22 protein-coding genes and 1 tRNA gene are annotated in these 21,212 nt (G+C 66.0%); 13 read left to right on the top strand and 10 right to left on the bottom strand.

What is annotated here, in order from left to right:
* Positions 1-11 precede the first annotated feature (11 nt).
* The 6 genes from QO011_RS16260 to QO011_RS16235 all read right to left on the bottom strand — a co-directional run bounded on the left by QO011_RS16260 (position 12) and on the right by QO011_RS16235 (position 6,521).
* Positions 12-788 (bottom strand): ABC transporter ATP-binding protein, encoded by a 777-nt coding sequence (locus tag QO011_RS16260; protein WP_307273930.1) that lies wholly within the window; start codon positions 786-788, stop codon positions 12-14.
* On the bottom strand, positions 785-1,624 hold the full coding sequence (locus QO011_RS16255) for an ABC transporter ATP-binding protein (RefSeq protein ID WP_307273928.1): 840 nt from the start codon (positions 1,622-1,624) through the stop codon (positions 785-787). The genes QO011_RS16260 and QO011_RS16255 overlap by 4 nt, the downstream gene beginning before the upstream one ends.
* Positions 1,621-2,532 (bottom strand): ABC transporter permease, encoded by a 912-nt coding sequence (locus tag QO011_RS16250; RefSeq protein ID WP_307273925.1) that lies wholly within the window; start codon positions 2,530-2,532, stop codon positions 1,621-1,623. The genes QO011_RS16255 and QO011_RS16250 overlap by 4 nt, the downstream gene beginning before the upstream one ends.
* A complete protein-coding gene (locus QO011_RS16245) occupies positions 2,529-3,584 on the bottom strand; it encodes an ABC transporter permease (protein WP_307273922.1) in 1,056 nt (351 codons plus the stop codon). The genes QO011_RS16250 and QO011_RS16245 overlap by 4 nt, the downstream gene beginning before the upstream one ends.
* Before the next feature lie 9 nt (positions 3,585-3,593).
* Positions 3,594-5,189 (bottom strand): ABC transporter substrate-binding protein, encoded by a 1,596-nt coding sequence (locus tag QO011_RS16240; protein ID WP_370881964.1) that lies wholly within the window; start codon positions 5,187-5,189, stop codon positions 3,594-3,596.
* 75 nt (positions 5,190-5,264) lie between these two features.
* Positions 5,265-6,521: a M24 family metallopeptidase gene (locus tag QO011_RS16235; RefSeq protein WP_307273920.1), complete on the bottom strand. Its 1,257-nt coding sequence runs from the start codon at positions 6,519-6,521 to the stop codon at positions 5,265-5,267.
* Positions 6,522-6,737: 216 nt separating this feature from the next.
* On the opposite strand from QO011_RS16235, the gene QO011_RS16230 reads away from it, so the two are divergent.
* The 10 genes from QO011_RS16230 (at position 6,738) to QO011_RS16185 (ending at position 15,113) form a co-directional block, all read left to right on the top strand.
* Positions 6,738-7,352, top strand: a complete 615-nt coding sequence (locus tag QO011_RS16230) for a ribonuclease D (protein WP_307273917.1) — start codon at positions 6,738-6,740, stop codon at positions 7,350-7,352.
* A gap of 127 nt (positions 7,353-7,479) precedes the next feature.
* Complete coding sequence (lptC, locus tag QO011_RS16225; protein ID WP_307273915.1) at positions 7,480-8,163, top strand: LPS export ABC transporter periplasmic protein LptC; 684 nt, start codon at positions 7,480-7,482, stop codon at positions 8,161-8,163.
* On the top strand, positions 8,160-8,774 hold the full coding sequence (locus QO011_RS16220) for an LptA/OstA family protein (RefSeq protein ID WP_307273913.1): 615 nt from the start codon (positions 8,160-8,162) through the stop codon (positions 8,772-8,774). Before lptC ends, QO011_RS16220 begins: the two co-directional genes overlap by 4 nt.
* Positions 8,771-9,694 carry an LPS export ABC transporter ATP-binding protein gene (gene lptB / locus QO011_RS16215; protein WP_307274241.1) on the top strand — a complete coding sequence of 308 codons (924 nt, stop codon included), beginning with the start codon at positions 8,771-8,773 and terminating at the stop codon, positions 9,692-9,694. Before QO011_RS16220 ends, lptB begins: the two co-directional genes overlap by 4 nt.
* A 265-nt stretch (positions 9,695-9,959) precedes the next feature.
* Positions 9,960-11,282, top strand: coding sequence for a L,D-transpeptidase family protein (locus QO011_RS16210; RefSeq protein WP_307273911.1), 1,323 nt, complete (start codon positions 9,960-9,962; stop codon positions 11,280-11,282).
* A gap of 72 nt (positions 11,283-11,354) precedes the next feature.
* Positions 11,355-11,951, top strand: coding sequence for a hypothetical protein (locus tag QO011_RS16205; RefSeq protein ID WP_307273908.1), 597 nt, complete (start codon positions 11,355-11,357; stop codon positions 11,949-11,951).
* A gap of 78 nt (positions 11,952-12,029) precedes the next feature.
* The gene (locus QO011_RS16200) at positions 12,030-13,142 is read left to right on the top strand and encodes a microcin C ABC transporter permease YejB (protein WP_307273905.1); all 1,113 of its coding nucleotides are present in this window, start codon (positions 12,030-12,032) and stop codon (positions 13,140-13,142) included.
* Between the two features lie 3 nt (positions 13,143-13,145).
* Positions 13,146-14,279, top strand: a complete 1,134-nt coding sequence (locus QO011_RS16195; RefSeq protein WP_307273903.1) for an ABC transporter permease — start codon at positions 13,146-13,148, stop codon at positions 14,277-14,279.
* Between the two features lie 376 nt (positions 14,280-14,655).
* A tRNA-Arg gene (locus QO011_RS16190) sits at positions 14,656-14,732 on the top strand.
* A 180-nt stretch (positions 14,733-14,912) separates the two neighbouring features.
* Positions 14,913-15,113: a hypothetical protein gene (locus QO011_RS16185; RefSeq protein WP_307273901.1), complete on the top strand. Its 201-nt coding sequence runs from the start codon at positions 14,913-14,915 to the stop codon at positions 15,111-15,113.
* Positions 15,114-15,168: 55 nt separating this feature from the next.
* On the opposite strand, the gene QO011_RS16180 is transcribed toward QO011_RS16185, so the two are convergent.
* Both QO011_RS16180 and copM read right to left on the bottom strand, forming a co-directional pair.
* Entirely contained in the window at positions 15,169-16,602 is a 1,434-nt protein-coding gene (locus QO011_RS16180) for a YncE family protein (protein WP_307273899.1), read from the bottom strand.
* A gap of 1 nt (position 16,603) precedes the next feature.
* Entirely contained in the window at positions 16,604-17,026 is a 423-nt protein-coding gene (gene copM, locus QO011_RS16175) for a CopM family metallochaperone (RefSeq protein ID WP_307273898.1), read from the bottom strand.
* Positions 17,027-17,225: 199 nt separating this feature from the next.
* Between copM and QO011_RS16170 the strand changes: the two genes are divergently transcribed.
* Genes QO011_RS16170 through QO011_RS16160 form a run of 3 tightly spaced genes read left to right on the top strand, consistent with a single transcriptional unit; the run spans position 17,226 to position 18,957 of the window.
* Entirely contained in the window at positions 17,226-17,612 is a 387-nt protein-coding gene (locus QO011_RS16170; RefSeq protein ID WP_370881971.1) for a nuclear transport factor 2 family protein, read from the top strand.
* A 56-nt stretch (positions 17,613-17,668) separates the two neighbouring features.
* Entirely contained in the window at positions 17,669-18,178 is a 510-nt protein-coding gene (locus tag QO011_RS16165) for an RNA polymerase sigma factor (protein ID WP_307273896.1), read from the top strand.
* A complete protein-coding gene (locus QO011_RS16160) occupies positions 18,175-18,957 on the top strand; it encodes an anti-sigma factor family protein (RefSeq protein ID WP_307273893.1) in 783 nt (260 codons plus the stop codon). The genes QO011_RS16165 and QO011_RS16160 overlap by 4 nt, the downstream gene beginning before the upstream one ends.
* Positions 18,958-19,081: 124 nt before the next feature.
* Here QO011_RS16160 and QO011_RS16155 read toward each other — a convergent pair whose 3' ends face one another.
* Positions 19,082-20,059, bottom strand: coding sequence for a malate dehydrogenase (locus QO011_RS16155; protein ID WP_307273890.1), 978 nt, complete (start codon positions 20,057-20,059; stop codon positions 19,082-19,084).
* A gap of 47 nt (positions 20,060-20,106) precedes the next feature.
* The gene (locus QO011_RS16150) at positions 20,107-21,201 is read right to left on the bottom strand and encodes a TQO small subunit DoxD (protein ID WP_307273888.1); all 1,095 of its coding nucleotides are present in this window, start codon (positions 21,199-21,201) and stop codon (positions 20,107-20,109) included.
* Positions 21,202-21,212 lie beyond the last annotated feature (11 nt).

Raw genomic sequence — 21,212 nt, 5'->3', positions numbered from 1 at the left:
CATCGCCGCCCTCACCCCGGCGCCGCGCCCCTCCGCACGAAGCCCTCGCTCGCCGTCAGCATGCGCCGGGTGTAGTCGGCCGCGACCGTGCCCGAGCGCAGCGCCGCGGCCGTCGTCTCCTCCTCGATGCGCCCGCCGCGCATCACGATCAGCCGCTCGCACAGATGGGCCACCACCGCAAGGTTGTGGCTGACCAACAGGAAAGTGAGGCCGCGCTCGCGCCGCAGCGCCTCCAAGAGGTTGAGGATCTCGGCCTGCACCGAGGCGTCGAGCGCCGAGGTCGGCTCGTCCAGGAGCAGGATCTCCGGCTCCAGGATCAGGGCGCGGGCGATGGCGACGCGCTGGCGCTGGCCACCCGACAATTGATGGGGATAGCGGAAACGATAGGCCGGGCCGAGGCCGACCTCGCGCAGCACGGCGAGGATGCGCCGCTCCCGGTCCGGCAGGCGGTGGATCGCCAACGGCTCCGACAGGATCCGGTCGACCGTATGGCGCGGATGCAGCGAGGCATAGGGGTCCTGGAACACCATCTGCACCCGGCGCAGGACGGCGAGGCCGCGCGGCGGGGCCAGGGCGGCGCCGTCGAGACGGATCTGCCCGCCGGCGATCGTGGTCAGCCCGGTGATCGCGCGCAGGATGGTCGACTTGCCCGATCCGGACTCGCCGACCAGGCCGAGCGCCTCGCCCCGGCGCAGGTGCAGGCAGACGCCGTCGACCGCCGTGACCTTCAGGCGGCCATGACCGAACCGCACCGTCAGGGCCTCGACCTCCAGCACGGCCTCGCTCATCGCAGCCACGCCGGGTCGCGGGCGAGGACAGGGAGCGGATGCCGGTCGTCCCCGAGCCTCGGCAGGCAGCGTAGCAGGCCCTGGGTGTAGGGATGGCGGGCCTGCGCCAGCTCGCTCGCCCTGACCTCCTCGACCATCCGGCCCGCATACATCACCAGGATGCGGTCGCAGAAGGAGGAGACCAGGGTGAGATCGTGGCTGATCAGGATCAGGCCCATGCCGCGCTCGGCGACGAGGTCGTCGAGAATGCGCAGCACCTCCAGCTGCACGGTGACGTCGAGCGCCGAGGTCGGCTCGTCCGCGATCATCAGGTCGGGGTCGGTCACCAGCATCATCGCGATCATGCAGCGCTGCCCCATGCCGCCGGAGACCTCGTGCGGATAGAGCGAGAACACCCGGACGGGATCGGCGAGCCGCACCGCCTCCAGCATGGCCAGCGACCTCTCCCGCGCCTCGCGCCGGCCGATGCCGCCATGGGCACGGCAGGCCTCCAGCATCTGGGCGCCGATGGTCATCACCGGGTTGAGGGAGAATTTCGGATCCTGCATCACCATGGTCATGCGGGCGCCGCGCAGCCGCCGGATGGTGCGGGCGTCGGCGCCGAGCAGGTCGACGCCATCGAAGGCGAGGCGCTTCGCCGTGACCTCGCCGGGCGGGCGGGTGAGGCCGAGCAGGGCGCGGCCGGTCTGCGACTTGCCGGAGCCGGATTCGCCGACGATGCCGAGCCGCTCGCGCCCGAGGTGGAAGGAGACGCCGCGCACCGCCTCCACCACCCCATGCGGCAGGCGGAAGCGCACATGCAGATCCTCGACCTCGAGCAGGGGCCAGGCGCTCATTTCGCCGCCTTGGGGTCGATCACGTCGCGCAGTCCGTCGCCGAGCAGGTTGAAGCCGAGGCTCACCACCAGGATGGCGATGCCGGGCATGGCCGCCACCCACCATTGGTCGATCAGGAAGCGCCGGCCCGCGGCGATCATCGTCCCCCATTCCGGCAAAGGCGGCTGGGCGCCGAGGCCGAGAAAGCCGAGCCCGGCGGCGGTGAGGATGATGCCGGCCATGTCGAGCGTGACGCGCACGATCACCGAGGACAGGCACAGCGGCACGATGTAGCGCAACAGGATGCGGGGCGCCGAGGCGCCCTGCAGGCGCGCGGCGTGGATGAAGTCGCTGTCGCGCACGGTCAGCGTCTCCGCCCGCGCCAGACGCGCATAGGGCGGCCAGGAGGTGATGGCGATGGCGATGATGGCGTTGTCGATGCCCGGCCCCAGCGCTGCGACGAAGGCCAGCGCCAGCACCAGCTTGGGGAAGGCGAGGAAGACGTCGGTGATGCGCATCAGCACCGCATCGACGAAGCCGCCGAGATAGCCGGAGATCGTGCCGACGGCGAGGCCGACCGGCATGGCGATGACCGACACCAGCGCCACCACCTGCAGCGTCACCCGCGCGCCGTAGACGAGGCGCGAATAGATGTCGCGCGCCTGGTCGTCGGTGCCGAGCCAGAATTCGCCCCCGGGCGGCAGCAGGCGCTGCGTCCGCAGATCGCCGCCCGCCACCGGCGAATGGGTGGCGAGGAGAGGAGCGAAGGCCGCGACCAGGATCAGCGCCAGCACCAGGACGAGGCCGGTGATCGCCAGGGGATTGGCGGCCAGGCGCCGCCACGCCACATAGGCCCGGCCGAGATAGGCCTGCCGGTGGGACTGCGGCTCGCTCGTCGTCAGCCAGGCCCGCAGGTCGCCCGCCATCATCGCCGCGTCCTCGGGTCGAGCAGGCTGTAGAGCAGGTCGGAGAGCATGTTGAGGGTGACGAACGTGGCGCCGATGCACAGCGTCGCGCCCAGCACGGCGTTCATGTCGGCGTTCTGCAGCGAATTGGTGAGGTAGGATCCGATGCCGGGCCAGGCGAAGATGGTCTCGGTCAGCACCGAGCCCTCCAGCAGCGTGGCGTAGGAGAGCACGATCACCGTGACCAGCGGCACCGCCGCCACGCGCAGCGCGTGACGCCAGATCACCCGCGCCTCGGACAGGCCCTTCACCCGGGCGGTGAGCACATATTCCTGCTGCAGCTCGCCCAGCACGAAGGAGCGCGTCATCCGGCTGATATAGGCGAGCGAGAAATAGCCGAGCAGGCAGGCCGGCAGCACGATGTGCCACAGGGCGTTGGCGAAGACGTCATACTCGCCCTCCAGCAGGCTGTCGACCAGCAGCGACCCGGTGATCGGCGTCACCAGATAGTCGTAGGCGATGTCGACGCGCCCCGGCGCGGCGGCCCAGTCCAGCTTGGCGTAGAACAGCAGGAGCGCCATCAGGCCGAGCCAGAAGATCGGCACGGAATAGCCGACGAGGCCGACGACGCGTGTGACCTGGTCGGTGAGGCTGCCCGCGCGCACGGCCGCCAATACGCCGAGCGGCACGCCGACCAGCGTGCCGATCAGGGTGCCGAGCGTCGCCAGCTCCAGCGTGGCGGGAAAGAAGCGGCGGATGTCGTCGAGCACCGGGTTGGTGGTGAGCACCGAATTGCCGAAATCCCCGCGCAGGACCTTGCCGAGATAGAGCCAGAACTGCTCGGCCAGCGGCAGGTCGAGGCCGAGCTCCTGGCGGGCCCTGGCATAGACCTGCGGCGAGGACTTGTCGCCGACCACGGCCAGCACCGGGTCGATCGGCACGACGCGACCGATCAGGAAGGTGACGAGGACGAGCCCGAGCAACGTGATTGCGGCGGTGAGCACGAAGCGCCCCACCGCCTTGCCCGCCCGCCAGGCCGACGAGCCGCCGGAGCCGCTTCCGCCGGCCTCCGCCATCGGCGAAGCCTATTGCTTGCTGGTGGTGGTCACGTAGTTGTTGTCGTAGGACGGCCCCATGATGAAGTCCTTGACGTTGGCGCGCACCACCGCGGTCTCGGTCTGCTGGTACATGATGACGAAGGGGCTGGTGTCCATGATCTCCTTCTGGAGCGTCTCGTAGAGCGCGGCGCGCTTGGCCGAGTCGCGCTCCAGGATCGCCGCCTCGGTCTCCTTGTTGAGCTCGGGCGTGGCCCAGGCGTTGCGCCAGGCCAGCGTCTTGAACTTGCCCTCGTCGGAATTGTCGGGGTTGGAGGCGAAGGTCTGGGCGTTGGAGTGGGGGTCCTGATAATCCGAGCCCCAGATGCCGATATAGATGTCGTGCTGGCGGGCACGGTACTTGGTCAGCGTCTGCTTGCCGTCGCCGGGAATGATCTCCAGCTGGATGCCGGCCTTGGCGAGCGAGGCCTGGATCGCCTCGGCGAGCCCGGTCGTCGGCTGGTTGTTGCGCACGTCCATCGTCACCTTGAAGCCGTCCGGCACGCCGGCCTCGGCCAGCAGGGCCTTGGCCTTGGCGAGGTCGAAGCTGAAGGGGTTGTCGTTGACCGCACCCAGGAAGCCGCTGGGCAGGAAGGCCTGGTGCACCACGCCCTCGGTCTTCATGATGGTGTCGCCGATGGCGGCATAGTCGACCAGGTACTTGAAGGCCTGGCGCACCTGCGGCTTGGCCAGGATCGGGTTCTTCTGGTTCAGGCTGAAATAATACAGCGTGCCCTTCGGTGCCTTCTCGATGGTGTAGTCGGGCTTGCCCGACAGGGCGGCGATCTCCTCGGGCTGGAGGTTGCGGGCGATGTCGATGTCGCCCTTCTCCAGGAGCAGGCGCTGCGTCGCCGCCTCGGCGATATGGCGGTAGATGACGCGGGCGAGCGGGGCGGGCGTGCCGGAATAGTTCGGGTTGCGCTCGAGCACCACCGCCTCGTTGGCGCGCCAGTCGCGCAGGATGAAGGGACCCGAGCCGGCATAATGGGTCTTCAGCCAGCCATAGCCGAGGTCGCCGTCGGCCTCGTGCTGCAGCACCAGCGTCTTGTCGACGATCGAAGCGACCGAGGAGGTCAGGCAGTAGAGAACGAAGCTCGGGGCATAGGGCTTGTCCATCTCGAAGGTGAAGGCATAGTCGCCCGTCTTCCTGATCTTGTCCTTGACGTTGTCCTTGGTCAGGCCGAACTGGCCGATGATGAAGGCCGGCGACTTGTCGAGCAGCACGGCGCGCTGCAGCGAGAACACCACATCGTCCGCGGTGATCGGATTGCCGGAGGCGAATTTGCGGCCTTCGCGGATCTTGAAGCTGATGGTCTTGCCGTCGTCGGAGACGGTCCAGGACTCGGCCACCACGCCGAAGATCTTCGAGACGTCCTTGAGGTCGTAGCCGATCAGCCGCTCATAGGTGTTGCCGGAGATCTCGGACGTGGAGATCTCGAAGATCTCGGCCGGATCGAGCGAGATGATGTCGTCGATATGCCAGCCCTGGACCAGCGTGTCCTTGGGCGTGGCGGCGTGGGCTCCGGTGACGAGGCCTGCGACGAAGAGGCTGGCCATGGCCAGGCGGCGGAGGGATCGCATCGGCATCGCAGGCGTCTCCAGCGGACGGCACCGACTGTGACTCGGCGCCCGGAGCGTGTCCATGCGCAAATGCGACGTCTTTCACCCCGTCTCGAACAGATCGCGCCCGAGCAGGCCCATCGGCTCCAGGCCGGTCTCGCCGACCAGGAACTGGTCCTCGACGATGAAGCCGCCGAGCCCTCTGACGTAATAGGGCGCCTCGAAGGCGATCGCCATGCCCGGCTCCAGCGGCACGTCGCAATCGGCCGCGATGAACGGCCATTCCTCGCTCCAGATGCTGGCGCCGACGCTGTGGCCGAAATGGCCGCGCGAATAGCTGGTGAAGCCGGCCGCGTGCATGGCCGCCGTCGCCGCGGCGTGGGCCTCGCGCAGCGGCCGGCCCGGCCGCAGGGCTGCCAGTCCGGCGTCGAAGGCGCGGTGCAGCGCGTCGAAGACCTGGCGCTGCGCCCGGCTCGCCCGGCCGATCACCGCCGTCCTCGCGCCGTCCGAGCTGTAGCCGGCGACGACGCAGCCGACGTCGATCTTGACCACGTCCCCGGCGCGCGCCGGCCCGCCCGGCGCGAACCCGTCCGGGCCGACCGCAATATAGGCCCAGTCCGACTGCGGCCCGGCCACGCCCCGGCCGCGCGCCGCGGCGGCCACGCCGGCGCGCCAGAGCGCCGTCATCGCGGCAGCGTCGAGCCCTCCGCGCAGCTGCCCGAGCAGTTCGCCCATCCCGGCCAGGGAGAGGTCGGCCGCCAGCCGCAGCCGCGCGATCTCGTCGGGATGCTTGACCATGCGCAGCCGCGCCACCAGGGGCGAGGCGTCGACCCAGCGCACCCCGGGCAGCGCCGCCTCGAAGGCGGGAAGGTCCGCCGCCGGCACGAAGCCGAGCTCCAGGCCGATCCGCCCGCCGGCGAGGCCGCGCTCGGCCAGGATGCCGGCGAGCTCGGCCAGGGAGAGCCGGGGATCGTAGGTGCCGGGCCGGGCGAAGCCCTCGGGCCGGCCGGCCGCCCGGTCGGCGCGGGCGATGGCGGCGGCGACATCGGGCGCCGCCGGATCGTCCAGGCTCGAGACCTCGACCCAGATCGGATGGGTGCGCACATCGGCGATGCCGGAGCGCGCCGCAAAATCCGCGGCCTGGAGGTCGCCGACCACCGCGGCCGGCGCCGCCGCGGCATCCGCCGGCACCACGACGAAGGCGGCCCCGGCCCGGCGCCAGAACGCGGCGACGCCGGCGAAGGCGCCGGTGGCGTAGTGGATGCTCTCCGGCTGGCAGAGCACGACGGCGTCGAGGCCGGCCGCCGCCATGAGACGAGCGGCGCGCGGGCGGTCCAGAAACCCTGATCCCTGTCTCATGGCGCGATGCTCCCGGTGGTCCTGCCGGCGTTCTGGCGCGAAACCAGCCGCGGCGCCAGCCGCCTTCGCGCCCAGGCAGGATTTCCGAAACCCGCCTGCGAGGCGGGCCCCGAAATTCTGCCGAATCTCAAAGGCCCGCCGGGCGCGCGAAAAGCTTGCTCCTCGCCGTCCGCGGCTCTATTGCCAGCCTCGACAACCCCGACGAGGGCTTCGACCTTGACCATCCGTTTCCATCGCGGCGACCTGCCGGGCCTCGAGCGCTATCGCGGCATCGCCGCCATCGACACCGAGACGCTGGGCCTCAACCCGCACCGCGACCGGCTCTGCGTGGTGCAGCTCTCCCCGGGCGACGGCAGCGCCGACGTGGTGCAGATCCCCGCCGGCGGCAGCGACGCGCCCAACCTCAAGCAGCTCCTGGCCGATCCGGCGGTCACCAAGATCTTCCACTACGCCCGCTTCGACGTCGCGGTGCTCTATCATGCCTTCGGCGTGATGACGGGGTCGATCTACTGCACCAAGATCGCCTCGAAGCTGGTGCGCACCTATACCGATCGGCACGGGCTCAAGGACCTCGCGCGGGAACTTTTGGGCGTTGAGCTTTCCAAGCAACAGCAATCGTCGGATTGGGGCGCGGCAGACCTCACGGAAGCGCAGCTCGCCTATGCCGCTTCCGACGTGCTGCACCTGCACGAGCTCAAGGCGAAGCTCGACGCCATGCTCGCCCGCGAGGGCCGCGCGGCGCTGGCCAAGGCCTGCTTCGACTTCGTGCCGGCGCGGGCGCTGCTGGACCTCGAGGGCTGGGCCGAGACCGACATTTTCGCGCATAGCTGACCCCGGCAGCAACCTGCCGTTGCGTGAGCTCCGTTGACTCGGCGCCCCCGCGTCGCAATATGACGGCGGCGGCCCAGCCGGGGTGCCGCCATGAGGTTCGGAAGTGGTCGATACGATCGATACGCGGATGAGGATGTCGCCATCCGCTCCGTTCAGCCGCGAGGTGGCGTTCGACGCCGCCCGGCGGCACAGCCGTGTCGTGCGCACGCTCAAGGTGGCGGTGCCGGCGCTGGCCCTGCTCGGGACGATCGCCTTCGTGCTCTATGCCTGGCTCGATCCCTTCCGGGCTCAGGAAGTGCACGTCAACATCGGCAAGCTCGACGTCTCCGGCGACAAGCTGACCATGGAGCTGCCGCATCTCACGGGCTTCAACAAGCGCCAGGAGGCCTACAACGTCACCGCCAAGACCGCGTCCCAGCGCATCGCCGCACCCGGCCTGATCGACCTCAGCAATCTGGAGGCGGTGATCACCATGCAGGACAAGTCCACCGCCACGATCCGCTCGCTGAACGGACGCTTCGATTCGAACGCCGAGATCCTCATCCTGCACGACCAGGTCGGCGTCACCTCGACCCGGGGCTATTCCGCCGACATGAAGAGTGCCACCATCGACTTCAAGGCGGGGACGGTGAAGAGCGACGAGCACGTCAAGGTCAACCTCACCAGCGGGGTGATCCAGGCGGACTCGCTCAACATCACCCAGGGCGGAGCGACCATCCTGTTCAAGGGCGGGGTGACGTCGACCTTCCACACCCAGCTGAAGCCCAGGCCGCCGGCCAACGCCACGCCAGCACAGGACCAGACGCCATGAGCGCCAGCACGATCGCGACCCCGGCCCGGAACGGGCGCAAGGCGACCCTCGCCGCCCTGGCCTTGGCCCTGGCCCTCGGCGTCCCCGGCTTTGCCGACGCCCAGGCCAACAAGAAGGCCGCGAACCCGTTCCAGGGCTTCTCGGCCGACAACGGCAAGCCGGTCGACGTCAATTCCGAGGCGCTGGAGGTCGACCAGAACCTCCAGAAGGCGATCTTCACCGGCAACGTCGTCGCCACCCAGGGCGAATCGGTCCTGCGCACCCCCAAGCTCGTGGTGTTCTACGACAATTCCGCCAACGCCCAGAACGGCCAGACGCCGACGCCGCCGGCTGCGGGCACGCCCAGCCAGGCGAACAGCATCAGGCGCCTCGAGGCCTATGGCGGCGTCATCGTCACCTCCCAGGACCAGAAGGCCACCGGCGAGAACGGCGTGTTCGACATGATCGCCAACACGGCGACGCTGACCGGCGGCGTGGTGCTGACCCAGGGCGCCAACGTCATTCGCGGCAAGCAGCTGGTGGTCGACCTCAAGACCGGCGTCGCTCATGTCCTGGGCGGCACCACCGGCCTGTTCGTGCCCAGCAAGCAGGACAAGCCGAAGGCGAACTGAGCGCAGCCGGCACTGCGTGGGCATTCTGCCCACGCGCCTTATTTGCACCGAAACCGCGCCTTATGAGCGCCGGCGTCGACAGTCCAGGGACCGAGCATATCGTGGCGTGGTTGCCTTTCGCACGAAGCAGGAGCGCCGCGGGCGCCGTCGAGGCGGCTGAGGAGGTCGACGACCCCGACGCCTATCTGCAGAACGACGATGGCCTGCTGAGCGTCCGCTCGATCGCCAAGAGCTACCGCAAGCGCCAGGTGGTGGCCGATGTCAGCCTCGACGTGCGGCGCGGCGAGGCCGTCGGCCTGCTCGGGCCGAACGGCGCCGGCAAGACCACGGTGTTCTACATGATCACCGGGCTGATCCCGCCGGACCATGGCCGCATCGAGCTCGACGGCTACGATGTCACCCGCCTGCCGATGTATCGGCGGGCGCGGCTCGGCATCGGCTATCTCCCGCAGGAGGCCTCGATCTTCCGCGGCCTCAGCGTCGAGCAGAACATCCGCGCGGTGCTCGAGATCTCCGAGCCGGACCGCCACGAGCGCGAGCGCCAGCTCGACGAGCTCCTGGACGAGTTCGGGCTGACGCGCCTGCGCGCCACGCCCTCGATCGCCCTGTCCGGCGGCGAGCGCCGGCGCGTCGAGATCGCCCGCTCGCTCGCCAGCCGCCCCTCCTTCATGCTGCTGGACGAGCCTTTCGCCGGCATCGACCCGATCGCGGTCGGCGACATCCAGGACCTGGTGCGCCACCTCACCACCCGCGGCATCGGCGTCCTGATCACCGACCACAATGTGCGCGAGACGCTGTCGCTGATCGATCGCGCCTATATCATCCATACCGGGCATGTGCTGACCCAGGGCGCGCCGCAGGAGATCATCGAGAACCCGGATGCGCGGCGGCTCTATCTCGGCGAGGAGTTCCGGATGTAGCGTCGCGGCGGCGGCGTTGTTGTCAACGGGTAACGCTCGGCGTCAATCGCGCGCGCCGCGGCAATCCGTTCTCCCCCGCCGGGCGACTTTCGTGATAGACGCAGCGTCAACGTTCACTCGGTTTCGGGTTTTGGCCCGCATTGGTTCTGGCATGGCGATCCTGATGCGTACTGCCCCAAGCAGAATTTCCGAGCTCCACCCACAGGGCGACCTCGGAAATTCGGCAGAGTCTCAAAGGTTTGGCAGAGCTTTGCCGGCCGGACCCGTGTTCCGATCCGCAAAGCTCTGCCTGGCGGCGGCCTCCATCTTTGTTCTCTGCTCCAGTGCCCTGGCCCAGACACCGGCCTCCGATCCCCTGCTCTCGCCGGCGCCGCTCTCGGGTGCGCCGGCCGCCGCGCCGCTCTCCGCGGCGCCCGCGGCCGCCACGCCCGCGGCGCCGACGCCCGAGGTGAAGAAGAGGCGCCCGCGCCCGGTCGCCTCCGCCTCGACGCCGCAGCCGCCGCCGGTGACGCCCTGGACGGGCATGCCGACCTTCGACGCCGGCTCGCTCGACCGCCTCAACGGCCTGTCGCAGTTCTACGCCAGGATCGCCCGGTCCGGCGGCTTTCCGCCGGCTCCGCCCGCCACTCTCGGCCGCGGCGCCAAGGGCCCGGCGGTGGCGCTGCTGCGCCAGCGCCTGGTCATGGAGGGCGACCTTGCCGCCGACGATCGCGGTGATGGCTGGGACGCGGCCCTGACCACGGCGCTGCAGCGCTACCAGATGCGCAACGGCATCGCGCCGACCGGCGCCATGAACGACCGCACGCGCGCCGCCATGGCCGTGCCGGTGGAGAAACGCCTGATCCAGATCGGCCACAACATGGAGCGGCTCGGCGCCCGCTTCGTCGACTTCGCCCAGCGCTACGTGGTGGTGAACCTGCCGAGCGCCCAGGTCGAGGCCATCGAGAACGGCCAAGTGGTGCGCCGCTACGTCGCCGTGGTCGGCCGGCCGCAGAACGCCTCGCCCGAGGTCGACGCCACCATCAGCGCCGTCAACGTCAACCCGACCTGGACCGTGCCGCAGTCGATCATCAAGAAGGAGATCGGCCCGCACATGGTCAAGGACCCGAGCTACCTCGCCCGCCAGGGCATGAAGGTGCTCGACGGCTCGGGCAAGGAAGTGAACCCGGCCAGCATCGACTGGTCGAGCGACAAGGCGCTGAACTACACGCTGCGCCAGAACTCCGGCCTCGGCAACGCCCTCGGGCAGCTGCGCATCCAGATGCCGAATTCGGAGGCGGTCTACATGCACGACACGCCGTCGAAGAAGCTGTTCGGCGCCACCGACCGCTTCTTCTCCCATGGCTGCGTGCGCGTGCAGGGCGTCAACGACCTCGCCGCCTGGCTGCTCGGCCCGGGCTGGGACTCCAAGCGCATCGCCCAGGAGATCGCCACGGGCCAGCGCAAGGACCTCTCCCTGCCCGACCGCGTGCCGGTGCACTGGGTCTACATGACCGCCTATGTCACGCCTGATGGGGCCGCCCATTTCCGCGACGACGTCTACGGCCTCGACTTCGGCCAGCAGGTGCGCGTCGCCTCGGCGCAATAGCGCCGCGTGCGCTCCGGCACGGCCGGGCCGGAGCTCGGGCGAAAGGATGAAGCTTCCGTCGGGGGAAGCTCCATGTCCATCGTCCATCCGCCGCGCACCCTCCTCGCCGCCGGCCTCTTGGCCCTGGCCGCCGCCGGCCCGGTGGCGGCCGCCGGCATCGCGTCCGTCACCACCGCGACCGGCGGCAAGCTCTGCCGCACCACACCGGCCCATGTCCCGGACGAGCACGAAACCGTGACGGTGCGCTGCCCCGGCCCGGCCGGCTGGCGCGTGACCATGACCTATCCCGGCACCTCGGTCGGCGTCGCCCTCGCCCGCGGCTCCGCCGTGGCCCCGGCAGGCCCACAGGTCGGCGCCGGCTACGGGGTCGGCCCGCGCATCGAATGGCGCGGCCCGCGCGTCGGCGGCCGCCTCCGCCCGCAGGCCGCGGTCCTGCGCCTGCTCTCCCGCGACGCGCAGGGCACGGTCGTCTCGGCGCTGGCGGTGATGCGCCTGGAGGACGATGCCGCCTGCCCGCTCGCCTGGCTCGACGCCGCCGCCACGCCGGACGCCGCGGCACGGCGCCTGGCCGACCTGGAGGCGCCGGCCTTCCGCTGCGGGCGCGACAAGCCACGCATCGTCGGCCGGCGCACGGCTCTGGTCGAAGACCTCGCCGCCCGGGCCGAGTGAAGCCCGCCCGGCCGCCGGCGCGAAACCCTTCCCCTGAATCGCGGGAGTGACTAGGCTCGGGCCAAACCAGGACCGCCGATGCTCGCCTATATCGTCCGCCGCCTGCTCCTCATCGTGCCGACGCTGTTCGGCATCATGCTGATCTCCTTCGCCATCATCCAGTTCGCGCCGGGCGGGCCGGTGGAGCGCATGATCGCTCAGCTCACCGGCGCCGGCGGCGGCGACCGCCTGGGCGGCACGGGCAGCGACTTCGCCGGCCAGGGCCAGAACTTCGGCGGCGAGGTCAATTCGCAATATCGCGGTGCCCAGGGGCTGGATCCGGCCTTCATCAAGAGCCTGGAGAAGCAGTACGGCTTCGACAAGCCGGCGCCCGAGCGCTTCGTCCTGATGATGAAGAACTATCTCACCTTCAATTTCGGCGAGAGCTATTTCAAGTCGATGTCGGTGGTCGAGCTGATCAAGCAGAAGCTGCCCGTCTCCATCTCGCTGGGCCTGTGGGTGACGCTGCTGAGCTATCTCATCTCCATCCCGCTCGGCATCCGCAAGGCGGTGAGCGAGGGCTCGGTCTTCGACGCCTGGACCAGCATCGTCATCATCATCGGCTATGCCATTCCCGGCTTCCTCTTCGCCATCCTGATGATCGTCTTCTTCGCCGGCGGCTCCTTCTGGCAGATCTTCCCGCTGAAGGGCCTGTGGTCGAGCCGCTACGACGACATGCCCTGGTACGACTGGATCGCCTCGCCCAGCGCCATGGCCGACTATGCCTGGCACCTCGCCCTGCCGCTGTTCGCGCTCAGCCTCTCGGCCTTCGCCACGCTGACGCTGTTGACCAAGAACTCCTTCCTCGACGAGATCCGCAAGCAATATGTGCTGACCGCGCGGATGAAGGGCCTGAGCCAGCGCCAGGTGCTCTACGGCCACGTCTTCCGCAACGCCATGCTGATCGTCATCTCCGGCTTTCCCGCCGCCTTCATCGGCGCTTTCTTCACCGGCGCCGTGCTGATCGAGAAGGTGTTCTCCCTCGATGGACTCGGCCTGCTCAGCTACACCTCGGTGCTCGACCGCGACTATCCCGTGGTGTTCGCCACGCTCTACATCTTCTCGCTGGTCGGCCTCCTGGTGAACCTGATCTCCGATCTCACCTACATGATCATCGACCCCCGCATCGACTTCGAAGCGCGGGAGGCCTGAGGCATGGACGCTCCCAATCCCGCCGCGCGCCGACGCTGGGTGCTCTCGCCGCTCAACCGCCGCCGCTGGCGCAACTTCAAGGCCAGCCGGCGCGGCTATGTCTCGCTGTGGGTCTTCGGCATCCTGTTCGTCCTGTCGCTGTTCGCCGAGTTCATCGCCAACGACAAGCCGTTCCTGGTGCAATACGACGGTCACACCTATGTGCCGGTCTTCTCTGCCTATCCCGAGACCACGTTCGGCGGCGACTTCGAGACCGAGGCGGACTACCGCGATCCCTATCTGACCAAGCTGATCCAGGACAAGGGCGGCTTCATGCTCTGGCCGCCGATCCGTTATTCCTACGACACCATCAACAAGAACGCGCCGAAGCCCTTCCCCTCGCCGCCGACCTGGACGCTGTCCGACGCGGACTGCAAGGAGGCGGCGGCACGCGTCGGCGGCACCGGCTGCCGGGACCTGGAATGGAACTGGCTCGGCACCGACGCCAACGGCCGCGACCTCATCGCCCGCGTCATCTACGGCTTCCGGCTCTCGGTGGTGTTCGGCCTGATCCTCACGGTGCTCTCCTCGATCATCGGCGTCGCCGCCGGCGCGGTGCAGGGTTATTTCGGCGGCTGGACCGACCTGATCTTCCAGCGCGCCATCGAGATCTGGACCAGCATCCCGACGCTCTACCTCCTGATCATCCTCGCCGCCGTGCTGGCGCCGAGCTTCTGGCTCCTGCTCGGCATCCTCCTCCTGTTCTCCTGGACGACGCTGGTGGGCGTGGTGCGCGCCGAGTTCCTGCGCGCCCGCAACTTCGAATATGTGCGCGCGGCCCGCGCCCTCGGCCTCAGCAACTTCGCCATCATCCGCAAGCACCTCCTGCCCAACGCCACGGTGGCGACGCTGACCATGATGCCCTTCGTGCTCAATGCCGGCATCTCGACCCTGACCTCGCTCGACTATCTCGGCTTCGGCCTGCCACCCGGCTCGCCCTCGCTCGGCGAGCTGATGCGCCAGGCCGCCGACAACGCCCAGCAGGCGCCCTGGATCGGCATCACCGGCTTCTTCGTCATCGCCGGCATGATGGCGCTGATGATCTTCATCGGCGAGGCGGTGCGCGACGCGCTCGACCCGCGCAAGACCTTCGCCTGAGCGGCGTTTGGCCATTGCCGCGCCCGCCGTCCTCGGCTATGAAGGCCCCATCCAGACGGCCTCGCGCCGCGCCGCACCCGTAGCTCAGCTGGATAGAGCGTTGCCCTCCGAAGGCTGATGTCAAGTGTGTTTGGTTTTGAACGAAATGGGAAAAGACGACGAAATTCAGTAGGTTGACGTTCTCTCGGTAAGCTGCCCTATCTGGAAAATTCTTCGCGTAAGCACCGCGTAAGCAGTTTTCAGAGAAATGCAGCGAACAAGCGCGTAGCGTAGCGAGCACCAGCACGACGCGTTGGACGCTTGGAACGAGAGGCTCGGTTGAAGGTGTTTGAATCCGTTGACCGCCAGAGGTCGATGGGATTAAGCGAAGTGAAATGCGCCCGTAGCTCAGCTGGATAGAGCGCCACCCTCCGAAGGTGGAGGCCACACGTTCGAATCGTGTCGGGCGCGCCATTTCGCCGTGAATGATTCAAAACTTGTCGGTCCGCGCAAACAGCGCTTCCGCGACAATGTGCTGTAAATTGGTTGCCTGGCGCTCGCGTCGGTATTGCGCCCTTCGCTCATGACCATTGCGAAACCTTCGACATCGTATCGAACATCCCCGCTGCGCCCCGACGAAGCGGATCGAGCGCCTTGGCAGTTCCTTTGCCCATCCGATCGATCGCTCAAGGCGCTGTCTCCGACGACTATGTCGCCTTCGTCGAAGGCGCGCTTTTCCACTTCGGCTGGAAACATACGAAACCTATCGTGCTGTTCCCAATTCGCTGCAAACTCGCAGAGCTGATTCCAGCGCTTTCGTCGATTTCCCTGAGACGTCTGATCGATCGTATTTGATGCGACGTCGCGCTGCGGATGATTGCAGCGCGACTTTCTTGGATGCGGCCAGCTTTTAGGGCATTTGAATCTGGACGGCGGCGCCGAGTTCGTGGGCCGAGCCCGACGCGATCACGAGATACCGCCGCGCATCATCCTGCTTGGCTTCGACAACCTGCCGAATGGGTCCGACAGTATTGACGATGGCCGCGCCGGCCGGATTGGTCATGAACGCGGCCAGTGGCTGCAGCGTGCCACTACCATCGGCTTGGACCGATAGCGCCAACGTGTACGCCTTCTTGGGCTCCAGTCCTGTGACGGCGGCCTGCACGACCTGGACCAATCCCTGATTGAACAGCGTCACCTGTGTTGCAGTCTTGCTGCCGGGCACACCGAGCTTGAGCTGTGCTGATTCCGAGGTTGCCGCAAGCGGTTGCAAGTTGCTCATTCCATCGCCCGATGGCACGGCGTTGGGAACATAGGCCACGCCCTGAGGTGCCTGGCCGATCGGGATCGTCGCGATAACCTTGTTCTCGAGCGTATCGATCGCCGCGGCGGCATCGGCGTTCTCAAGTCCGACGTAAACGCGCGTGCCATCTCCGGACGGCCAGAGACCATGCGGCAGCGCACCGGTCTCGATCATCGCAACCTGCTCGAACGTATCGGTACGGAACACCTTGACTGCATTCAGTCCGCCGACGGTCACATAAGCAAATTGGCCCTTGGTGTTTCGGACGATGTTGACGTGGTTGGTGATCGGGCCGGTATCGAGCGTCTTGATCACGCCAAATGGCGGCTTGGCGTTGAACACCATAGTCTTGCCGACATCCTTCAACGTCAGCCAGACCTGCTTGCCATCCGGCGTTGCCGCGATGTCCGGACAGAACGGGCTGTCCTGTTTGACGTGACCGACGATCTTGTGGCTATCGGTCGAAATGACGACGGTCTCCGGAGTGAAACTTGAGCAGACGTAGCCGTACTTTCCGTTGGGCGAGAAGATCGTCATGCCCGGTCCGTTTGGCACTTCGATCCGCGTCGTTTCCTTGAAGGTCTTACCGTCCAGGACCGAAATGTAGTTCTCGCCGCGCACCGCGACCCACACTTCCTTGCCGTCCGGCGTGAAGAAGGCTTCGTGCGGCGAGCGGCCGACGTAGCTCACATGCTTGACAGCATTCGTCGCCGTATCGATGAAACTGACCGAGTTCGAGCCGATCGAGATTGCCGCTAGCGTCTTGTGGTCCGGCGAAAAGCCCATGCCGTGAACCAGCAACTGGCCCTTGTAAAGCGGGCTCAGATTGCCGGGCGTCGGGTCGCCGAGCCGGATGACACCGAGCAATTTGTTGCTGGAGGGATCGATGACCGAAACCGTGTTGGAGAACTGGTCCGATGTATAGAAGCGATCCCGCGCGCTGACCGCGATGTCCGGCTTGTCGGCAGCCCCAGGAGCTTGCCCCGCCGAGGCGGACAGCGTCGTTGCGAGCAGGATGCAGGCTGAGAGGTGAGCTTTCATGTCAGAAATCCTTGTGATGGGGTTGACCTGAGGCAGGCGATGGCTGTGACGACGCGACGGGAGGCTGTTGCAGTTGACGTTTCATGACGTCGATTTCCTGGAGTTGCTCGACGATGATCGCCTGCGCCAGACGCCGCAGCACGGGATCCTTGCCGAACCGCAACTCGATGCGGGCCATGTCGACCGCGCCCTGGTGGTGCGGAATCATCATCGCCGCGAAATCGCGGTCATAATTGCCGCTTGGCGGAACCGACATGTCCCGGTCCATGCGCTGCATCGCGCGCCCCATCTGCGCATCGAACGATTGGTCCGTCGCTGAGTCCTGCGCCGATGACATGTGCTGCATGTGCCCGTCGTGGGCATAGACCGCACCCGCAAAGGCGAGCGCGGCGCCTAGCGTAACAACAAGAACCGCTCTGGACATGCTTTTCCTCCCTTGTGATCACGCCCTGACGCTTTAACGACGAGAAAATTCCGCGGACGTTCGAAAACGGGCGTCACGATAACGTGAGCGGAAATCGAACAATGCCGGAATAATTTCCGGCGAGCGGCGTCTCCAGCAGGCTGACACACAACAACAGGAGATTGCCGTGAAGACTCTCTTACTTTCGACTGCCGCGCTCATGCTGCTTGCCGGAACCGCATTCGCAGGTCCTGCGGAAGACATGGCGAAGGCGCGTATTGCCGACATTGCCAAGGGGGACGTTACTGCCATCACCTCCGCCTATGCTGACGGTACCACGTTGCATTGGGTCGGCGGCCCGCTCGACGGCAGCTATGCCGGCTCGGACAAGCTCAAGGAGGTCTGGGGCAAGTTTACCAAGGCCCAGGGCGAACAAAAGGCCACCATCGCGGCCATCGCCGAAGCGGCAAATCCCAAGGGGGCAACGGTGACCGCCAACGTCGCGTTCGCCGGCAAGAACACGGTCAAGGTTCGCTACGTGATGGTGTATCGTGACGGGAAGCTGGCAGACGAAATCTGGCAGGTCGATCCCGCCGCTACCTATTGAGGATTCCGGATTGGCCGGGCAAACCGGTTCGGCCGATCCAACCTAAAGGCCTGGTCTTGGACGAAACGGCAATCCTTCTGGAGCAGCACATTCCGGCCCTGCGGCGCTACGCATATGCGCTGGTAAGGCAGCATGATGCCGCGGACGATCTGGTCCAGGATTGTCTGGAGCGGGCCGTCAGGCGATGGCATTTGCGCCATCGCGACGGCGACCTCAAGGCATGGCTCCTTACGATCCTGCGTAACCAGTTCATCAACATTTATCGTCAAAAGCGTAGACGCGGGATGCACTTTGCTCTGGAGGATATCGTGGAGCCGGCGGCTTCCGATTCTGCGCCGGACAGCAGCACAGCGATCAGGGACATCCTCGCCGGGCTGGATACGCTGCCGGAAGATCAGAAGTCAGTGATCTTGCTCGTTGGTGTCGAGGACTTGTCCTACGATGAAGCAGCGCGCGTTCTCGGGCTCCCCGTCGGCACGGTGATGTCGAGACTGAGTCGTGGCCGTGAGAAATTGCGGGAATATCTGGAAACCGGCCGCACCGCCGTGTTGCGGAGAGTGAAATGACCACACGCGAAAGTCCGATCGGAGAGGATGATCTGCACGCCTATGTCGACGGGCGTATTCTTCCTGATCGGGTGGAAGCCGTCGAAGCCTACCTGAAGGCAAACCCGGAGGCGGCGTCACAAGGCGCGGCGTGGCGCACTCAGCGCGAGACGTTGCGCGACCAGTTGGCGGCGAAAGCCAGCGAACCGATCCCTGCGCGCCTGCGCATATCGAATATCCGCGCAAGCCGGCGGCACCGCCAATTCCAGCAGTTCAGACTGGTGGCCGCCTCAGCGCTTCTTCTCGTGGCGGGCGGCACGATCGGCTGGATCGCACGAGGCGATGTGCCGACATTGAATCCGGCGCAGCCGGTCATGGTCAGCGACGCGATATCCGCCTACCGAACCTTCGTTGTCGATGCGACCCACCCGGTTGAGGTCAAGGCGAGCGAGCAGGATCACTTGGTGCAATGGCTTTCCAACCGCCTCGGCAAGCCGATCAAGGCGCCTGATCTGACCAGATTCGGCTTTCGTTTGATGGGTGGCAGATTGCTGCCTGCGTCTGCTGACGACGTCGCTGCGCAGTTGATGTATGACGACGACCGCGGCACACGCCTCACGCTATATCTGCGTAACGGCGAGAAGGGCGAAACCGACTACCGCTTTCTCCGGGAAGGCAACGTTTCGGCTTTCTACTGGATCGACGATGGGCTTGGGTTTGCTCTCTCGGCAGCGGCCAGTCGGGAACGCCTGCTGCCGATCGTGGAAGCGGTCTACCGGCAGATAGAGCAGCCCAAGTAACGCGATGCAGCGAGGCCGTCTGGTGCGATCAGTCGGGCGGGCAGCCACGATCACTGCAGGATGCCCATGGTGTAAGACGCTCAGTTGGCTTTCCGTTACCAATCTGAGTGAATTACTATGGATTCTAAGAACCGCGCACCGCCTCCCTTTCCTCGCTGAGTTCTGTAATTGTTCTTTCCAGCATCTGCTTGGCGAATTGCCCGAATTGCAAGTCCACAACCCTTTCGTATTGTCCGCTTTTACAAATAGCAGGCATCCCAAAGACAAGTCCCTCTGGTATGCCATAGGCTCCGTCTGAACGCAGTCCCATGGAGACCCAGTCACCCTTACTCCCATGAACCCAATCACGCATATGATCGATAGCGGCGTTGGCAGCGGATGCGGCGGACGACGACCCCCGCGCTTCAATGATTGCCGTTCCTCGGCGCGCCACTTCGGGGATCAGCGTATTTCGATACCAGGTTTCGTCACCTATGAGCTCAGAGAGCGGACGGCCGTCGACCAAGGCATGAGACCAGTCGGCGAACATCGTTGGCGAGTGATTGCCCCAGACGACGAACTTTTCGATGTCGCCGACCGCGACACCAGCGCGCCGCGCCAATTGCGTCAATGCTCGGTTGTGATCCAGCCGGATCATCGAGGTGATGTTTTCTGTCGGGAAATCAGGAGCATTGTCACCGAGAATCATCGCATTCGTGTTGGCAGGGTTGCCGACAACCAGGATCTTTGCATCCCGCTTTGCGGCCTCGCTCAATGCGCGGCCTTGAATTCGGAAAATGTCAGCGTTGGCGGACAGGAGATCCCGACGCTCCATTCCCTTTGATCGCGGTCGCGAGCCGACGAGGAAGCCCGCATCTACGTCCTTGAAAGCGATCTTGGGATCATCGGTGATAACCACATTCGTGAGGAGCGGAAAGGCACAATCCTCCAGCTCCATGACGACGCCCCGAACCGCCTGCTGTGCCTGTGGCAAGTCCAATAGGTGTAGCCGCAGAGGTTGCCGGGTTCCGAAAACGTCTCCCTTCGCGAGCCGGAACAGTAGCGAGTAGCAGATCTGGCCGGCCGCGCCGGTCACGACAACATTCTTCGGCAGTTTGTTCATTCTGCTATTCCTTGCAAAGAGACGTTCGCAAATATGATTCGACGGCACTAACCATTTACGCTTGCATCGAAATGGTTTCCGCTGACGGTCGTCATGCGGAGCTTTGCACTGCCCGGAACAGTAACGACCTGCAGCGGCAGCGTGATTTCCGCCATCGCTCCTACTTTGGCGACAAGGCCATAGGGACCGATACTGAATTTGTTGTACGCAAAATCGTTGCGGATGGCGTCTTTGGGCAACGCGCTCAAGGCAGCCATGTCCCACCGATGAATGACGGCACCATCACTTCCGAGCAACGCGACATCGACGATGTGAGATGCCGAGGCAGGCGTGCCGCCGTCGAGATAGGCATGGAACTTTAAATTCCCGTCGGGGAGCAGCGCTGCGCCCTCCAACGTCACATGGTGTTTGCTGGGGCTCACCGGTCCCCCATGGAAAGCGCTATAAACCGAGCCTCGGTAGTAGTCGTACGTGGCCACGTTGAATACGACGGTTGTAGCCAGAACCGCGAGCGCAAGATTGCGAAAGGCTGAGCCGCTCATCGGCAAAGGCAGCGCGCCGGATAGCCAACGGAACCAGACCTTGTTCGCGAGAGCCGGGTTACGTAGCAGCAGAACGTTGTCGAGCGAATACGCGCCGCTTCCAGCCAGCATGAGCGTCGCGCCCATCGCGAGGCTGCTGGCAGCCATGGTCCATTCATCGATGCATGTCGCGCCTTGCCACCCGAACATCAACATCAGGATGACCGAGAAACCGATAGAGACGGCAGCGGCGGCTCGGGTCATCAATCCTGCCATCAACATCAGCCCAGCGATCAGCTCCGCCGCGCTGAAGAGAATGACTGCCGGATAGAGCAGCCAAAAATGTTGCAGCAAGTAAGAGATGATGTGATCGGTCCCAAGCAGGGCCCCCGGCATCGCAGTCTGGAATTTATTGGCCATCCAAGAAGTCGCGTCCGGATCGAGCTTAGACGGCGCATAAATGAAGCGGCGAGAGCCGCCACCCCAATAGATGAATCCCTGGATGAAACGCACCGAGAGGAGCGCTAAGCCTGCAATGCGCCACGTTGCGTCTGGGATGACGGCTTCCGACTGCCCTGTCGTGGCCGTTGTAATGCGCGATCTTGCGAAGGTCATCGTCATCTCGATTTTCC

Source organism: Labrys wisconsinensis (assembly GCF_030814995.1).
Lineage (GTDB): Bacteria > Pseudomonadota > Alphaproteobacteria > Rhizobiales > Labraceae > Labrys > Labrys wisconsinensis.
The sequence above is the reverse complement of the archived record's forward strand: the minus strand, read 5'-3'. Positions and strand labels throughout refer to the sequence as shown.

Excerpts from the sequence above, each read along its gene's own strand:
- QO011_RS16260 (WP_307273930.1), bottom strand. The coding sequence starts at position 788 with ATGAGCGAGGCCGTGCTGGAGGTCGAGGCCCTGACGGTGCGGTTCGGT.
- QO011_RS16255 (WP_307273928.1), bottom strand. The coding sequence starts at position 1,624 with ATGAGCGCCTGGCCCCTGCTCGAGGTCGAGGATCTGCATGTGCGCTTC.
- QO011_RS16250 (WP_307273925.1), bottom strand. The coding sequence starts at position 2,532 with ATGATGGCGGGCGACCTGCGGGCCTGGCTGACGACGAGCGAGCCGCAG.
- QO011_RS16245 (WP_307273922.1), bottom strand. The coding sequence starts at position 3,584 with ATGGCGGAGGCCGGCGGAAGCGGCTCCGGCGGCTCGTCGGCCTGGCGG.
- QO011_RS16240 (WP_370881964.1), bottom strand. The coding sequence starts at position 5,189 with ATGCCGATGCGATCCCTCCGCCGCCTGGCCATGGCCAGCCTCTTCGTC.
- QO011_RS16235 (WP_307273920.1), bottom strand. The coding sequence starts at position 6,521 with ATGAGACAGGGATCAGGGTTTCTGGACCGCCCGCGCGCCGCTCGTCTC.
- lptC (WP_307273915.1), top strand. The coding sequence starts at position 7,480 with ATGAGGATGTCGCCATCCGCTCCGTTCAGCCGCGAGGTGGCGTTCGAC.
- QO011_RS16220 (WP_307273913.1), top strand. The coding sequence starts at position 8,160 with ATGAGCGCCAGCACGATCGCGACCCCGGCCCGGAACGGGCGCAAGGCG.
- QO011_RS16205 (WP_307273908.1), top strand. The coding sequence starts at position 11,355 with ATGTCCATCGTCCATCCGCCGCGCACCCTCCTCGCCGCCGGCCTCTTG.
- QO011_RS16200 (WP_307273905.1), top strand. The coding sequence starts at position 12,030 with ATGCTCGCCTATATCGTCCGCCGCCTGCTCCTCATCGTGCCGACGCTG.
- QO011_RS16195 (WP_307273903.1), top strand. The coding sequence starts at position 13,146 with ATGGACGCTCCCAATCCCGCCGCGCGCCGACGCTGGGTGCTCTCGCCG.
- QO011_RS16180 (WP_307273899.1), bottom strand. The coding sequence starts at position 16,602 with ATGAAAGCTCACCTCTCAGCCTGCATCCTGCTCGCAACGACGCTGTCC.
- copM (WP_307273898.1), bottom strand. The coding sequence starts at position 17,026 with ATGTCCAGAGCGGTTCTTGTTGTTACGCTAGGCGCCGCGCTCGCCTTT.
- QO011_RS16170 (WP_370881971.1), top strand. The coding sequence starts at position 17,226 with ATGCTGCTTGCCGGAACCGCATTCGCAGGTCCTGCGGAAGACATGGCG.
- QO011_RS16160 (WP_307273893.1), top strand. The coding sequence starts at position 18,175 with ATGACCACACGCGAAAGTCCGATCGGAGAGGATGATCTGCACGCCTAT.
- QO011_RS16155 (WP_307273890.1), bottom strand. The coding sequence starts at position 20,059 with ATGAACAAACTGCCGAAGAATGTTGTCGTGACCGGCGCGGCCGGCCAG.
- QO011_RS16150 (WP_307273888.1), bottom strand. The coding sequence starts at position 21,201 with ATGACGATGACCTTCGCAAGATCGCGCATTACAACGGCCACGACAGGG.